General features: G+C 56.5%; 16 protein-coding genes and 1 pseudogene. 7 read left to right on the forward strand and 10 right to left on the reverse strand.

Going from position 1 to position 15,648, the window contains the following annotated elements:
- Positions 1-79 precede the first annotated feature (79 nt).
- Together B3Y70_RS00515 and B3Y70_RS00520 are read right to left on the reverse strand one after the other, a co-directional pair.
- On the reverse strand, positions 80-1,276 hold the full coding sequence (locus tag B3Y70_RS00515; RefSeq protein WP_286894987.1) for a DUF6161 domain-containing protein: 1,197 nt from the start codon (positions 1,274-1,276) through the stop codon (positions 80-82).
- Between the two features lie 97 nt (positions 1,277-1,373).
- A complete protein-coding gene (locus B3Y70_RS00520) occupies positions 1,374-2,138 on the reverse strand; it encodes a hypothetical protein (protein ID WP_286894985.1) in 765 nt (254 codons plus the stop codon).
- A 368-nt stretch (positions 2,139-2,506) separates the two neighbouring features.
- Between B3Y70_RS00520 and B3Y70_RS00525 the strand changes: the two genes are divergently transcribed.
- Positions 2,507-2,845, forward strand: coding sequence for a site-specific integrase (locus tag B3Y70_RS00525; protein WP_286894983.1), 339 nt, complete (start codon positions 2,507-2,509; stop codon positions 2,843-2,845).
- A pseudogene (locus tag B3Y70_RS00530) lies at positions 2,809-2,982 on the forward strand (tyrosine-type recombinase/integrase); the annotation flags it as partial. The gene B3Y70_RS00525 and the pseudogene B3Y70_RS00530, both read left to right, overlap by 37 nt.
- 251 nt (positions 2,983-3,233) lie before the next feature.
- Here B3Y70_RS00530 and B3Y70_RS00535 read toward each other — a convergent pair.
- The 5 genes from B3Y70_RS00535 to rpoE all read right to left on the reverse strand — a co-directional run bounded on the left by B3Y70_RS00535 (position 3,234) and on the right by rpoE (position 7,500).
- Complete coding sequence (locus B3Y70_RS00535; RefSeq protein WP_041656897.1) at positions 3,234-4,682, reverse strand: DegQ family serine endoprotease; 1,449 nt, start codon at positions 4,680-4,682, stop codon at positions 3,234-3,236.
- Between the two features lie 112 nt (positions 4,683-4,794).
- Entirely contained in the window at positions 4,795-5,244 is a 450-nt protein-coding gene (locus B3Y70_RS00540; RefSeq protein WP_011785725.1) for a SoxR reducing system RseC family protein, read from the reverse strand.
- Positions 5,225-6,283, reverse strand: a complete 1,059-nt coding sequence (locus B3Y70_RS00545) for a MucB/RseB C-terminal domain-containing protein (RefSeq protein ID WP_011785726.1) — start codon at positions 6,281-6,283, stop codon at positions 5,225-5,227. The genes B3Y70_RS00540 and B3Y70_RS00545 overlap by 20 nt, the downstream gene beginning before the upstream one ends.
- A gap of 17 nt (positions 6,284-6,300) precedes the next feature.
- The gene (locus tag B3Y70_RS00550; protein WP_011785727.1) at positions 6,301-6,867 is read right to left on the reverse strand and encodes a sigma-E factor negative regulatory protein; all 567 of its coding nucleotides are present in this window, start codon (positions 6,865-6,867) and stop codon (positions 6,301-6,303) included.
- A 15-nt stretch (positions 6,868-6,882) separates the two neighbouring features.
- On the reverse strand, positions 6,883-7,500 hold the full coding sequence (rpoE, locus tag B3Y70_RS00555) for an RNA polymerase sigma factor RpoE (RefSeq protein WP_011785728.1): 618 nt from the start codon (positions 7,498-7,500) through the stop codon (positions 6,883-6,885).
- 208 nt (positions 7,501-7,708) lie between these two features.
- Between rpoE and nadB the strand changes: the two genes are divergently transcribed.
- From nadB to B3Y70_RS00580, 5 genes are all read left to right on the forward strand, one after another.
- Complete coding sequence (nadB, locus tag B3Y70_RS00560; RefSeq protein ID WP_181800070.1) at positions 7,709-9,316, forward strand: L-aspartate oxidase; 1,608 nt, start codon at positions 7,709-7,711, stop codon at positions 9,314-9,316.
- 38 nt (positions 9,317-9,354) lie between these two features.
- Positions 9,355-9,627 (forward strand): succinate dehydrogenase assembly factor 2, encoded by a 273-nt coding sequence (locus B3Y70_RS00565; protein ID WP_011785730.1) that lies wholly within the window; start codon positions 9,355-9,357, stop codon positions 9,625-9,627.
- Positions 9,611-10,072: a hypothetical protein gene (locus B3Y70_RS00570; protein ID WP_288589054.1), complete on the forward strand. Its 462-nt coding sequence runs from the start codon at positions 9,611-9,613 to the stop codon at positions 10,070-10,072. The genes B3Y70_RS00565 and B3Y70_RS00570 overlap by 17 nt, the downstream gene beginning before the upstream one ends.
- A gap of 26 nt (positions 10,073-10,098) precedes the next feature.
- Positions 10,099-11,079, forward strand: a complete 981-nt coding sequence (locus B3Y70_RS00575; RefSeq protein ID WP_288589055.1) for a YgfZ/GcvT domain-containing protein — start codon at positions 10,099-10,101, stop codon at positions 11,077-11,079.
- 100 nt (positions 11,080-11,179) lie between these two features.
- A complete protein-coding gene (locus B3Y70_RS00580; protein ID WP_014420748.1) occupies positions 11,180-12,013 on the forward strand; it encodes an HDOD domain-containing protein in 834 nt (277 codons plus the stop codon).
- A gap of 152 nt (positions 12,014-12,165) precedes the next feature.
- Here B3Y70_RS00580 and ung read toward each other — a convergent pair whose 3' ends face one another.
- From ung to prfB, 3 genes are all read right to left on the reverse strand, one after another.
- Complete coding sequence (ung, locus tag B3Y70_RS00585) at positions 12,166-12,897, reverse strand: uracil-DNA glycosylase (protein ID WP_022991041.1); 732 nt, start codon at positions 12,895-12,897, stop codon at positions 12,166-12,168.
- A gap of 4 nt (positions 12,898-12,901) precedes the next feature.
- The gene (gene lysS, locus B3Y70_RS00590) at positions 12,902-14,437 is read right to left on the reverse strand and encodes a lysine--tRNA ligase (RefSeq protein ID WP_014420746.1); all 1,536 of its coding nucleotides are present in this window, start codon (positions 14,435-14,437) and stop codon (positions 12,902-12,904) included.
- A 52-nt stretch (positions 14,438-14,489) separates the two neighbouring features.
- Positions 14,490-15,585 (reverse strand): peptide chain release factor 2 gene (prfB, locus tag B3Y70_RS00595; RefSeq protein WP_113879872.1). Its coding sequence is split into 2 segments (ribosomal slippage): positions 14,490-15,512 and positions 15,514-15,585, totalling 1,095 coding nucleotides; the frame shifts between segments, so codons are not numbered across the junction.
- Positions 15,586-15,648 lie beyond the last annotated feature (63 nt).

A 15,648-nucleotide genomic window follows, 5' to 3' on the forward strand; every position in this document is an offset into this window, starting at 1 on the left:
GTGCCATGCCCGGCACACACGCTGCCTTCAGCGGAGCAGCCGCGCTAGCGACTGCTTCCGCTGGAAGGCCTTGTTATATCTATTTTTTGTTCAAGACATTGGTGACTAATTCATGAAATGAACTCGGTCCATCATCCTTGATAAAGCCGGTTGAACTTGGCCTAAATAGGGTCTGCAGAATCAACTGCCTTTCTTCGTCCATAGGCCCTGATCCCTCTCTCAATAGCGCTAAATATGTCTGAATCATTGTCACACGTTCATCCGCGTCCGTACGCAGATGAAGATTGGAAATAAAAATTTTGGCGGAAAGCCTTGTTACCCAGATACCAAAAGTTGAGATGGCAAGCATTACGCCAAGCCGCCATAGCTCAACCTCGGATACCGTGACTTGCAGCAATTTGTGCGCGGCCAGAACAAAGCCACCGCCTGTAAGCGCTGCAAGCAAAAGCGTTGAGCCTCCAACCCACCACATCACCCTAGTGTGTAAGTCACGCTTATCAGACCAATACTGCACTGAGGCTTGGAGAGCCAGCTTCTCGTCATAAGTGTGAGCAATATCAGATAAGGTTTTCTCTGATTCCTCTATCTGCGTATTGAACGCTGTGACTTGCTCTTCTTTTTGTGCGGCTATTTCTTGTTTCAGGTTTGAAAACTGCTCTCTCAAATCTCCAATTTCTTCGATCAATGCTTCATTCTGGGCCCTTAAGCCCAGATGCTGCTGGTTAAATCTACCGTTCCACTCGGAACTCAAAGCCTCTAAGGCTTCTGCTTGAGATTCAACCGTCGATGTAGCCCCTTGCCTGTATTGAAATGCGTAAAATGCGCCTTTTAATGCTTTTGGAGAATTTTGATTTGATGGAATATCTAATAAGTTTGCAATTGCATAACACGCAACGACTTCGTTTTCTTCCCCAGCTAAATTTTTACAAAAAATTGCATCTGGGTTTTTCGATGTAATTAAATGGCCCTTCTGCAAATGCTGATTAATCTGATTTTTAAAGTTTTTCTCTATGTTCTGCAGTTGTGCTTCGTTGTTTTGGTGCTGGCGTGATTGCTGGATATACTGCTGAACAAAATTAAACCACTGATTGGTCGCATTCCATGCATGGGCCGCATTTCCGTCATTTTTACTGCCAGTTTCCATCCAAGCAAAAAAAGACCGCTCTTGATTCATCCATTCCTGCATCTCGTCAAGAGATTGGAACTCTCGTTCTCCGATATCAAGTTGGAGAGTAATAAGCGAGGAAGCTTCCTTGTTCTCTTCTAAATCTGACATTTTTCTACCTTGGTGCTTCTTTGCCTTTTAGATATAACGCTTTGGCTTTGCGGCGCACCGGAGCGCCAGCGTAGGCGCGTCCGACAACAGCCATTTGTTATGAATTTTGCAACAGGCCGGTGACAGCTTCGGCAGCAGTTTGCCCCTTTTCAATAAGGTTTACATATGCTGTGGCAATGCGATCAGCATCAACTACTGCATTTCCTGCTCGTTTCAAAGAAGCCCATATCCCTGCCACTTTCGCGGCTTCTTCCCGGTCATCCTCATTTCGCAAATCGTCTGCGCGAGTGGCCAGATCCGCAAAACCCTCCGAGAATGCCTTACGGATTGACTCCGCACCTTTGATTGGATACTGCTTGATCGATTTTTCGATAATATCTAGTTGTCCGGCGAGGAAATCGTATACATGGCCGGACAATGAACTGTTTTCTATCTCTTGCCTTAACTCCTGAACCCGATCAAGGATGCTCTGAAGTTCTTCATGATCAATTGGCTCTTCCACTGGAAGCAACGCGGCACAATATTTCAGACAAAGCACTACATCAGGCTGGAGGTGTTTTTTGTAGTTTTTCCATGGAGCAGCAAGGTTTGTAACCGAAACAGTTTTCGACACCCTCTCGAGGTAAGGCCCATACAAATCAACAGGGATTTCGGTGGGAGACATTGATCTGTAAATACTGTCGACCTCTTCTCGCACTAGCTGTAACTGAGCATAGATTGGGTGGGGATCTGATTTAGCAGTCTTTTCATCTAGACCCAATACTGAAGCCCATACCTCCGCCGTGGATTTATCATCCGGTTGACCAGATGCTTTTTCCACAACTGCTAGAATTCTGTGTGCTGAGTTAGTCATGTCAGCCAAGTCAGGCTCCTCTTTGATTCATAACAGCTTATTGGTTTGAATTCTTATTAAACCGCAACGCCACCACCCCGTCCAAAACTGAGTCACGGCCCGTGATAATCTCGACTTTTCAACCCCTTACCATCCGGCTCCCAAGCGCTTTTCCTGTCTTGCTTCTGTGAAAAGTTTGCAAGCAAGTTATTGTTGCACGTTTCTGCAAGTGAAATCCAAAAGGCCAAAAATTTCCGTCTCTAAATCAATGGGCTACTAGGGTGCTCTGCGAAAAGTGTGCGGCCTTATGCAAATCAAACCGCAGAATTTTTGGCATTCCCGAGGCTTTTTCATTATAACTGTATACATATACAGAACTCAGCCACGGAGGGGCGACTGTGTCAAAATCACCGTTTCTGCAATCGGTTCGCACAGAAATCAGGACGAAGCAGTACAGCTATCGAACAGAGAAAACCTATCTCTACTGGGTCCGCCAGTTCATTCTGTTCAATGACAAGAAGCACCCTGAGGTGATGGGTAATCGCGAAATTGAGCGTTTCCTGAATCATCTCGCCGTAAATCGAGGGGTCAGCCCCGCCACCCAAAACCAGGCACTCTACGCCATAATTTTCCTTTACAAGAATGCGCTGAAAAGGGAGATCGAAAACCTGCACTACAAGATGTCGAAGACTCCTCTGCGCATACATTTCGCCACGCTTTTGCCACCGAGCTACTGAGATCGGGAAGTGATATCCGAACGGTCCAGGAAATCCTCGGCCACAGCGATATTCGGACGACTGAAATCTACACCCACATTATTGGTGATCGAAGAGCTGGAACAGTTAGTCCATTTGATCGTTTGCCGGGTTCTTGAGAAATGACCAAGCGCCCAACCAAGGCAGAAAGAGCCGGGGATCTCTGAGGCCATCCGAATGTTCGCTTTTGTTTAAAACGCGGCTTAATCGTTAATGGCGGAAATCCCGGGTCAACTTGACGGGGACAAAGCGTCGATTAGCTTTTACAGTGTTCGTCCGAAACGGACGAACTAAGGCTTAAAAACCAAAAGCCCCCGGACGCGTCCCGACACGCCGGGGGCCCAATCTTACTTGAAATGTGGTTATCGACTCAGGGCTTCATGACCAGGTAGATCGCCCTCCCCTGCCTTACAATCCGGACCGAAACCGCCCGGTTTTCCGGCAAGTCGCGGACCACCGACCGGAAGTCCTCCACCGAGCGAATCTGCTGGCGGTTGATCTCGGTAATGATGTCCCTGGCACGAATACCAGCCTCAAAAGCCGGGCCACGATCCACCCCAGCGACTACAACACCGCCTTCCACGCCCACTGAACGGGCAGTCTCGGGAGCCAGTGGCTCAACGGACAACCCAAGCGGTGCGCCCGCACTGTTGTCGCGGCTACCGGTGAAGGGCTGGGCAGCGTCATCGCCGTCTTCCGGCAACTTGCCAATTGCCACGTCGAGGGTGATTTCATCACCACCGCGCAACACCGTCAGGCGCGCCGATTCACCTACCGGTGTGCGGCCAACCATGGGCGGCAGGTCAGAGGACAACTGAACATCCTCGCCATTGTATTCCAGCACAATGTCACCGGCCTCAAGGCCCCCCTTCTCCGCCGGTGAATCCGGCATCACTTCGGCAATCAACGCGCCGCGGGGACGGCGCAGCCCGAAACTCTCGGCCAGATCCCGATTCACTTCCTGAATAAGCACGCCCAACCAACCCCGGGCGACGGTACCTTTGTCACGGAGCTGGCGGAATACGTTCATGGCATCGTCAATCGGAATGGCGAACGACACCCCCATGAAGCCGCCGGAGCGGGTGTAAATCTGGGAGTTTATGCCCACCACTTCGCCTTCCAGGTTGAACAGCGGGCCACCGGAGTTACCGGGGTTAATGGCAACGTCGGTCTGGATAAACGGCACGTAGTTCTCGGATGGCAGCGAGCGGCCCAGAGCACTGACAATGCCCGCCGTCACCGTGTAGTCAAACCCGAATGGCGAGCCGATCGCGAAAACCCATTCGCCGACTTTCAGATCCCGGGAACGTCCAACGCTGACCACCGGCAGGTCTTCACCATTCTCGATTTTGAGAACCGCCATATCCGAGCGGGGATCGGTACCCACGATAGTGGCGGAAAACTCGCGGCGGTCATTCAGGCGCACAATCACTTCATCGGCACCCTCAACCACGTGATTGTTGGTCAGTACATAACCATCGGCTGACACAATAAAGCCGGAGCCCATGCTCCTGCGCGGCTGCTGCGGCCGAGGGGAACCACCAAAAGGAGACTGCGGGCCGCGGAAAAAATCCTGAAGGAAAGGCGGCAACTGCTCCAGTTGCCTTTCATCAAAAGGGAGCCCATGGAAGCCAGAGCTCTGGCTGCCCGGATCCGTCGTGGTACTGATATTCACCACCGCACTGGAGTTATCTTCTACCAGTTCAGTGAAATCCGGCAGGCCTCTGGCTGCGACGCCCTGGCTCCAGAATACCGACACCATGGCAGCCAGCATCAGCAGAACGCCCAGCATGGCACCGGGCCTGGCCAGGGAAGGCATACGGGCAGCTTCTATATTTTTTTCTGGCATGTAGAACCCCCTGATTTTACTTGCGTTTATAGAGCTATTCTGGGGCTGGGGCGTGAATTTTCAACTTAAAAAACGGTAGGGATCATGGACATGTCGAGGATGGAATTGTCTTTATCCTCAACAACCGCGGCTGGTAGCGATCACCGGCCCCGGCCTGCCAACGCTGCACCAGCCAGAACCCGACGCCCAGGCCTGCCACCGCTCCGGCTATGGCGCCCAGGTCTGACCCCGCGGCCCAGTTATGAGCCATCACACTGGCAAGCACCATCAGCACCAACGGCAAACCGTAAATAATCAGCGAGGCATTCAGCAGCGACTGTTCATCCAGCCCGATGACCACTTCATCCCCCACCCGGGCGCCCACGGAATTATCTACCAGCACCTGGTTCGCCCGGCCGCCGGATACCGCAGCCAGGGCTCGCTGCCCGCAGCCCGAGCGGGCCGAGCAACTCTGACAGGCACTGGTTCTTATCGTCTGAACCCAAACCTGATCACCCACCAGGGCCACGACTTTACCGGTTTCCGTGATCATGACCGGACAGCTCAGCTACGAAATCGTCATCCACTTCCACGGCATCTGCCACCTTTCGTGCAGTGCCCGGCGGAATTTCACCAACCACCGCTATCAGGAAGGGGCGATCAGAGACCATGACTTCGCGCATGTAGATGGTGGTTGCCCCGATACGGGAAGCGCCTGTCGGCATTTTCAGCCGCCCGACAGGCTCGACAAATACGGAAAACGCAGCCAGGCCATCGGAGAACGCCACGGCCTTGCCACTGCCCGAACGTGGTGCAGCCGCCGGCACAAAGCCCTCCGGCTGCCAGGACAGAGTCCAGCCATTCATCCGGCCAACCGATGACTCCTGTTTCCGGCCATCGTCCAGGGTACGGCTAATCTCACGACCACGGGTCTGAACCTCGAGTTCCTCGTCGGAAATATCGTCAGTGATCTCAAGATCGGTGAACTGAAAATGCTCCAGTACCTCACCGTTTACATCCCGCACCTGGCTCTTGACCAGTAGCCCCGTCTCTTTTTCCAGCCAGAGGCGGTGGCTGTAGCGATCATCATCCCGGGCCCCGAGCGCCACGATCACCACATCGTAGCCGGCGACCCGGTCTTCACCCGCCAGTTCAGGCAGATACCAGCGGCCAAACGGCATCAACTGACTGGTAAACGCTTCTGCGAACGGGCCCGAAGGAATCACCTCGTCCAGCCGGACCCTGCCCCGGTCAGGCAATACACAGACCACGTTCATGCCTTTACGGACGATTTCACCACTGCCGCCGTCCTGCATCACCAGGCGTTCCTCAACACGCCCGTTCCGGTAACGGTGGGCGATGCGCATGGAATGTACCTGTTCGCCCCGGGCATAAACAAAGACCCCGCGGTACGATGTCATGTTGAGTGCAGGGCCAAGCCGCTCCAGCCAGGCCATGGCCGCCGGGGCTTCACCGCTTTTCGTTGTCTCGCTGGCCAACTCGGCCCTCACCGGATTGATCAACAGGCACAGCAGAGCCACAAGAGCGGCAACCGCTCCGAATACCGACCTGCTGGATACCCGGTTGTTCATAAACCCATGCTCCCGGTTCAATAGTTACCACTGGCGCTGACCAGGCGGGCGTAACCCACCGAGCCACGACCTGCACCCACGCTGTTGTGCTGGGCATGCTCAAGCAGGTACTGACGCATCTGGCGCAACTGGTCTTCGTCCAGCCGCTGTAGTGCCACTTCCTCAACCGCCGCCGACAGCGTTACCCCAGAGGCTGAAGGCTCGGCACTGCCGCCGGCCAGTGCCTGAACAGGTACTCCGGTGCGGGTATCCCAGCCGGCTCCGGCGCCGAAGCCCACAATCAACGCCATGAACACCATGGCGGCCACCGGCCAGCGCCAGACCGACACCCTGGGCACCTCCACCGGCGACCGGGCCTGTTCTGAGCGAGCATGGCCATCGAGCGCTTCCCTCACCGCGCCGGCAACATCAATACCATCGGCAGGACCGTGCTGCTCGTGCATCAGATCACGTATCTGCTGCCATCGCTGCCACTGGCCGCGCACGTCCTCCTGGTTGCCATGTGACAACAACCGACGAACCGATAGCTCATCGGCCTCGTCATCCATCATCGAAGACAGTGTTTCTCTGAGACGCTCATCCATAGGATGCAACCTCATTCACGTTACTGACTGATCAAGGAGCGGGCCAAGGTGGCGATCCACCGAGTCCCGCGCCCGGAAAATTCTTGAGCGCACGGTACCTATGGGGCACTCCAGTATCCGGGCAATATCTTCATAACTCAGGCCATCGTATTCCCTGAGCAGGAACGCCGACCGCAGTTCCTCCGGCAGGCTGGCAATGGCTTCCGCAAGAGCTTTCTGCAACTGCTCCCTCTGCAGCAACCGCTCCGGCGAGGCCGGGTCACGCAGTCGGCCGCCATCATCAAAGTTTTCCGCATCGGTGACATCCGCCGATCCCTGGGGCCGCCTGCCGCGGGCCTCAAGGAAATTCTTGGCGGTGTTTACGGCAATCCGGTACAACCAGGTGTAAAACGCGCTGTCACCGCGAAAGCGATCAATCGCGCGGAAGGCTTTGACAAAGGTTTCCTGAGTCAGATCCATGACTTCCTGACTGTCGTAGACATAGCGGCTGATAATAGACGCGACCCTGGACTGGTATTTCACCACCAGCAGATCGAAGGCCGCACGATCTCCGTTCCGGACCTTGCGAACCAACTGCAGATCCGTCTGGCTGTCGGACTGCTCTCCGGGTTTCCAGTCATTTTCAGGCGTCATGGACGAAGCAACAGAAAGTCCTGTTTTGGGAGCCAGTGGTCTGGCCTCGATACGAGTGGCTTGTGTCATTGGGCTGTTCCAGCGTTCGTTCACTAACCCTTGATGCAGACCGCACCCGGCTGACAGGGTTATCCGTTAGCCCAAATAGACAGCAAGCGTAAAGTTTAGTTCAATACACGTCCACATTATGGCCCGCGACCACGACTCAATGCCACAGTCCTACGAATACGATGTTCTGATCATCGGCAGCGGCGCTGCCGGCCTTACCGTTGCGCTGAATCTTCCGGAGCACTTGCGGGTTTGCGTCATCAGCAAAGCCGATATCAGCTCTGGCGCCACCCTCTGGGCCCAGGGAGGCATCGCTGCGGTTCTGGACGATACCGATTCCGTGGAGAATCACATACAGGACACCCTCAACGCGGGCGGCGGTCTGTGCCACGAGGATGCGGTCCGCTTTACCGTGGAACACAGCAAGGAAAGCATCAAATGGCTGATCGACTCCGGCGTGAAGTTCACCAGGCAGGACGATGGCGAGGACTACCACCTCACCCGCGAAGGCGGCCATAGCCATCGCCGGATTATCCACGCCGCCGATGCCACCGGCCACGCGGTTTCCACCACCCTGGCGAGCCAGGCCCAGGCCAGGCCGAATATTCACCTGAAAGCCGGCCGGGTGGCTGTGGACCTGATTACCAACCGCAAGCTTGCGCTTCCCGGCAACCGCTGCGTCGGCGCCTACATCCTGAATCTCGAAGACAATCATGTGGAACTGTTTCGAGCCAGGTTCACCGTCATCGCCACCGGCGGCGCCTCCAAGGCGTATCGCTACACGACCAATCCGGACGGCGCTTCCGGAGATGGAATTGCCATGGCCTGGCGAGCCGGTTGCCGTGTTGCCAACATGGAGTTCAATCAGTTCCACCCCACCTGCCTGTACCACCCGCACGCCAAGTCCTTCCTGATTACCGAGGCGGTTCGGGGCGAAGGTGGCGTGCTCCGGCTGCCGGATGGCAGTCGATTTATGGACCGGTTTGATGAACGGGCGGAACTCGCGCCCCGGGACATTGTTGCCCGGGCGATTGACCATGAGATGAAGCGCCTGGGTGCAGACCACCTGTTCCTGGATATCAGCCATAAGCCGGCCGACTTCATCAAACAGCACTTCCCGACCATTTACGAAAAGTGTCTGAGCTTCGGGATCGACATTACCCGCGAACCCATCCCCGTGGTGCCTGCTGCCCATTATACCTGCGGCGGAATTGTCAGTGATGAACGGGCGCGTACCGACATCAACCAACTCTATGTCGTTGGCGAAGCCGCCTTCACCGGCCTGCACGGCGCCAACCGCATGGCCAGCAACTCGTTGCTGGAATGTCTGGTCTATGGCCGGGCCGCGGCTCAGGACATCACCCGCAGGGAGGCTGACATTCCACCACCACCGTCAGCCCCGGACTGGGACGAAAGCCAGGTGCGGGACTCCGACGAAGACGTCATCATCTCCCATAACTGGGACGAACTTCGGCACTTTATGTGGGACTATGTCGGCATCGTCCGAACCACCAAACGCCTGCAGCGGGCGAAACACCGGGTTGATTTGCTGTCCCGTGAAATCGGCGAGTTTTACAGTAACTACCGGGTCTCCAATGACCTGATCGAGCTGCGCAACCTGGTCACAGTCTCCGACCTCATCATCTGCTCGGCACTGCAACGCAAGGAAAGCCGAGGCCTGCATTACACACTGGATTATCCGGGCCTGTTGAATGACGCCCAGGATACCGTGCTGGTGCCGACGACTTACCGCACCCCGTCTCCCTGAGACCGGGCCTTACTCCGTTTCCAAAGGCAGAATCCGTTATGTCCGAAACCAATACTTCTCAGGATCACACTGAATTTCATCGCCTGTGGTGGCACAGCCGCCGCGGCATGCTGGAACTGGACGTCCTGCTGCTCCCGTTCCTTGAAGAGGTATACCGGGATCTTTCAGCGGAAGACCAGGCCCGTTACCGCAAGCTGTTAAGTTGCGAGGATACGGACATGTTCGAGTGGTTCATGCAGCGCAGCAAGCCGGAGGACCCGGATCTTCGTCACATCGTTGACATGATCCTGAACCGTGTCCAACCCGATTGAACTGAACCTGTCGCCCTCCAGGGCCGCGGGTATTTGCGCCAGCCTGCCCTGGCTGGCGCTGTCTGCTGTACTACTGGCAATCAGCCTGTCCATCACCCCGCTGGCACTGGTGTTGTTACCGGTTTCCCTGCTTCTGGGCTGGCAGGAATTCCGTCGTTGTGGCCGGCTCCGTGGAGCCAATGCCATTATCAGCCTAACCACTGACGACCGGCATCTTCGATGCCAGCTGGCCAATGGCCAGGAAGTTACCGCCAGAGTTTGCGGCTGCAGCTCGCTCGGTGCATCCTTTCTGGTCTTGAAAGTAGAGTCCGTTGTCACCAGATCAGACACCATGACCGCGATCCTGCTCAGCCCATCCCGGCTATGTCGTGGCAATGTTTCCGAACAGGCATTCCGTCGGCTGCGCATGTGGCTCGTGGCAGGGCCAGCAGCTATTTCACGGTGAACCCCCGATTCCATCCGGAGTTTTCGATGACCAACGCCAATACCGAAACGCCAGCCAATCCCACTCACGAGGGTTGGGCTCATCTGACCGACCGGGTTCTGGCCAGAATCAGCGGGCCGGGTACCGACAAGTTTGTCCAGGGCCAGTTCAGCCAGAGTGTGGACGAAGTCACTGCCGGACAGTCGCTCAGGGCAGCAGCCTGCACCCCGAAGGGCAGAGCCTACTGCATTACCCGACTGCTCCGGGATGGCGAAGACTTGCTACTCAGCCTGGAGCGGGAGACCGCAGAAGACACCGTTCAGCACCTGAACAAGTACCTGATGCTGTTCCGGGGCACATCGCTTGCCGTTCTTGACTCGGGCCGGATCACCGGTCTACTGGGGATCGAGACCGCCCGACAGGTTGCCGGCGCGGCCACAGACGAACTGACCCGCCCCGGTCAGGTGTTAAGTACCGATAACGGGTACCTGATTCGTGTCGAAGATGACAGCAACCACCTCGCTCGCTTCGAACTCTGGCAAACCGATGCCCAGCCTGCGTTGCCGCCCACCTCCGAACTGCCTATGCCGACCTGGCAGGCCTCGGAGATCCGCGCCGGCGTACCCTGGCTGACCGCAGCAACCCGGGAAGCCTATGTTCCCCAGATGCTCAACCTTCAGCACCTGCAAGGCATTCACTTCAAGAAAGGCTGTTACACCGGACAGGAAGTGATCGCGCGAATGCATTTCCTCGGCCAGTTAAAGAAAAGCCTGTTCCGGGTCGCTTTCACCGGTACAGACGCCGCGCCACAACCCGGTACCCGACTGATCGCCGATGGCAGTGCCGTGGGCGAGGTGGTTAATTCGGTACTGACTGGTGAGCAGCAGGGAGAAATGCTGGCGGTGATCCGACATGATTCGGCCAGCAAGCACCTGGGCGTAGACGGTCATGAGGGCCTGCAACTTGAGATGCGGCCGATACCCTATCCGGTCCCTGAACCAGAGAAAGCCGAACAGCCGGATACATAAGTTGACAGGAAATACCGGAAAAATTTGCTATAAATTAAAACACATACCGGTTTTATCCCCGTACGTGGGATGCCTCCAGACAAGTGGAACCTAACTGACCATGGCCAATATTGTTGAAACCATCAAGTCTGACCTGACGGCTGCCATTGAAAACGACAAGCTGGTACTTCCAACCCTGCCTGAGGTAGCGCTTCAGGTGCGGGAGATTGCCGAGTCCGAAGACTCTGCCATTGCCGATCTGGTGAAGGTCATCAGCAACGATACGGCGCTCTCGGCGCGTATCATCCGGGTGTGCAACAGCCCGCTGTTTCGCGGCAGTCGCGCCATCGAAAACCTGAACATGGCGGTCAGCCGGCTGGGTATGGCTTACACCAGTAATCTGGCCATGGGGCTGGCGATGGAACAGATGTTCCAGGCCACGTCAGATATGATCGACAAGCGCCTGCGCGCCACCTGGCAGACCAGCACCGAAGTGGCGGGCGTGTGCCATGTTCTGGCGCAACATTACACCCGCCTGAAGGCGGATCAGGCAACGCTGGCTGGCCTGGTGCACCTGATCGGTATTCTGCCGATTCTGCGTTATGTGGAGGATCAGGATATCCAGATCAGCAGCATCATGCTGGACAATGTGATTGATGAGCTGCACCCACGTATTGGCTCTATGATTCTGAAAAAATGGGATTTTCCAAAGGAACTGCAGAATGTGCCTCTGGAATACGCCAACTTCCAGCGTGAGGTGCCGGCAGCGGATTATGCCGATCTGGTCATGGTGGCCAACCTGCAGCTGGTTGCCGGGAGCGATCATCCCTGGAACGAGATGGACTGGACGAAGATTTCTGCGTTCGATCGGCTGGGACTGGATCCGAATGTCGATATGAGCGAGGAAGAGGATCTGAATGCGCAGATGGAAGCGGCTATGGCGCTGCTTCAGTAATACCTCGTGGTTTTGGGAGTTTGGCGCCCGTCCTTGCGATGGGACCAGCTCCCGAAACACGCTGTGAATACCTCCCTGTATGCTCGGCTCCGCACGGTTTCGGCAGCCTGCCCCGCCCTGAAGACTACCTTTGCATTGCCTTCGTCAGCGCGTCACTTTTTATACTTGGCAATCAACGCAGCTTTGCTTGGCAAAGCCCAATCAACGGAGGGCCTGCCCTGCTCCCTCAGCCATTCGTTAGCCTTCGAGAAATGCCGGCAACCAAAGAATCCACGGTAGGCACTGAGCGGTGACGGGTGTGGGCCATCCAGAACCAGGTGGCGGTTCCGGTCAATGTGCTGGCCCTTTTTCTTGGCGTAGCTGCCCCACAACAGGAACACCACGTTGTCGCGCTCCCGGTTGATAACTTCGATCACCTTGTCGGTAAACTGCTCCCAACCCTTGCCTTGATGGGCTCCGGCATTGCTCTGCTCGACCGTGAGGACACTGTTGAGCAGTAGCACGCCTTGCTCTGCCCACGGCTGCAGACAGCCGTGATCCGGTGGCGCGATACCCAGGTCGGTTTCGATTTCCTTGAAGATATTGACCAGGGACGGTGGTGGCGGAACCTGAGGGCGCACAGAGAAGCACAAACCATGGGCCTGGCCGGGGCCGTGGTAGGGGTCCTGGCCAAGGATCACTACGTTTACGTTGGCCAGCGGTGTGCTGTTGAGGGCATTGAAGCAGTGGGAGCTGGGGGGATACAGAACCTTGCCGGCCTGTTCCTCGGCGGCGAGGAATTCGGCCAGTTGCCGCATGTAGGGCTGGCGGAACTCGTCCGCCAGCCACTGGTCCCAGCCGCGGCCGGGCTTCAGTTGTTGAGCCAGTGCCTCGGCAGGGTGCATGGGCTTACTCGCTTTCCGGTTTCTGTTCGGCCTTGTGTTCCGGGCGCATGGCCGGGAACAGGATGACGTCGCGGATGGATGGCGAGTTGGTCAGCAGCATGGCCAGGCGGTCGATGCCGATACCTTCACCAGCGGTCGGCGGCAAACCGTATTCGAGGGCCATGACATAGTCGTCATCGTAGAACATGGCTTCGTCGTCGCCGGCATCTTTCTCAGCCACCTGGGCCTGGAAGCGTTCGGCCTGGTCTTCGGCATCGTTAAGCTCAGAGAAGCCATTGGCAATCTCCCGACCGCCCACGAAGAACTCAAAGCGCTCGGTCACAAACGGATCGCTGTCTTTGCAGCGGGCCAGAGGCGACACTTCTTTCGGGTACTCGGTGATGAACGTCGGCTGGGTGAGGCGATGCTCGGCGGTGGCTTCGAAGATTTCGATCTGCACCTTGCCCAGGCCCCAGATGTCTTTCACGTGGATACCAAGGTTCTTGGCCACTTCTCGGGCCTGTGCGTCGTCAGCCAGTTGCTCACGGGTGATGTCCGGGTTGTAGCGCAGGATGGCGTCGACCACAGTGAGGCGCTCGAACGGCTTGCCGAAATCGTATTCGATGGTCTCTTCGCTACCGTCTTTCAGTACCCGTGTGTTGATTACAGTGGTGGTACCCAGCACCTTCTGGGTGATGGTACGCAGCATGTCTTCGGTCAGGTCCATCAGGTCGTTGTAATCGGCGTAGGCCTGGTAGAACTCGACCATGGTGAACTCGGGGTTGTGCCGGGTAGACAGCCCTTCGTTGCGGAAGTTACGGTTGATTTCGAACACTCGCTCAAAGCCACCGACCACCAGGCGCTTGAGGAACAGTTCCGGCGCAATGCGCAGATACATATCGATGCCCAGAGCGTTGTGATGGGTCACGAACGGACGGGCGGTGGCGCCACCCGGAATCACCTGCAACATGGGGGTTTCCACCTCCATGAAATCACGCTCGGCGAAGTACTGGCGCATGGCGTTGATGATCTTCGACCGGGCATGGAACACACGGCGGCTGTCCTCGTTCACCATCAGGTCCACGTACCGGTGCCGATAGCGGGCTTCGGTGTCGGTCAGCCCCTTGTGCTTCTCCGGCAGCGGGCGCAGTGACTTGGTCAGCAGTACGTATTCGTCCATGGTCACATACAGGTCGCCCTTGCCGGATTTCGACAGGGTGCCACGCACGCCCACGATGTCGCCCATATCCCAATGCTTGGTGTCTTTCTGGACGTCCTTGGAGGCATAGATCTGGATGCGGCCGGTCATGTCCTGGACCACCTTGAACGCCTTGCGGTCGAGCATCATGCGGCCGGCAATGGCCACCTTGATGCCCAGACCTTCCAGCTCTTCCTTGGATTTATCACCGTACTTCGCCTGCAGTTCGGCGGCGGTGGCATCGCGACGGAAGTCATTCGGGAACGGATTGCCCTGCTCGCGCAGCGCAGCCAGTTTGGCGCGGCGCTCGGCAATCAGCTTGTTATCCTCATGCTGTGCGGCGTTCTGGGTCTGTTCAGTCATCTTGGCTCACTAAAGAAGTCGGAATGGTCCGGTTTGGTTTGGATGGCGCCGTCTACAGCGCCATCTTCAGACTGGCTTCAATAAACTTGTCGATGTCACCATCCAACACCGACTGGGTGTTGCTGGTTTCCACCTTGGTGCGCAGGTCTTTGATACGGCTGTCGTCCAGCACGTAGGAACGGATCTGGCTACCCCAGCCGATGTCAGACTTGGAGTCTTCGGCTTTCTGTTTCTCTTCGTTACGCTTCTGCATTTCCAGTTCAAAGAGCTTGGCCTTGAGCTGCTTCATGGCCTGGTCTTTGTTCTGGTGCTGGCTTCGGCCGGCCTGACAGGCCACCACGATGCCCGTGGGGTTGTGGGTCAGTCGCACTGCGGATTCGGTCCGGTTTACGTGCTGACCACCGGCGCCGGAAGCGCGATACACATCGACCCGCAGATCCGCCGGGTTGATCTCGATTTCGAAGCTGTCGTCCACTTCCGGTGATACAAACACGGAAGAGAAAGAGGTATGGCGACGGTTGCCGGAATCAAACGGGGATTTCCTCACCAGGCGGTGTACGCCGGTTTCTGTGCGTAGCCAGCCGTAAGCGTAGTCGCCCTGGATGTGGATGGTGGCACTCTTGATGCCGGCCACTTCACCTTCCTGCAGTTCAACGATTTCGGCCTTGAAGCCACGACGCTCGGCCCAGCGCAGGTACATGCGCAACAGCATGTTGCCCCAGTCCTGGGCTTCAGTGCCGCCGGAGCCGGCCTGGATATCCAGGTAGGCGTTGTTGGCATCCATTTCGCCGGAGAACATGCGGCGGAATTCGAGCTTCTCGAGTTCTTTATCAAGGTTTTCGAGATCGGCTTCGATTTCCTGGACGGTGCCTTCGTCGTCCTCTTCCACCGCCATGTCGAGCAGGCTTTCTGCATCGGCCAGGCCGTTGGTGAGGTTGTCGATGGTTTTAACGATCAGTTCAAGGTCTGAGCGCTCTTTGCCCAATGCCTGGGCCCGCTCGGGATCGTCCCAGACGGTGGGTTGTTCGAGTTCGCGTTCGACTTCGGTCAGGCGTTCACTTCGCTGATCGTAGTCAAAGATACCCCCTCAGCGCTTCGGTGCGCTCGCGAAGCTCTTTGATCTTCGTCACTATGGGATTAATTTCCATGAAACCTTGTCTCGCTTTGGAAAATGGTGCGATAAAAACAGAGGGCGGATTCTACCGGAATTT

The organism is Marinobacter sp. UBA5687 (assembly GCF_002420325.1).
Taxonomy (GTDB): domain Bacteria; phylum Pseudomonadota; class Gammaproteobacteria; order Pseudomonadales; family Oleiphilaceae; genus Marinobacter; species Marinobacter nauticus.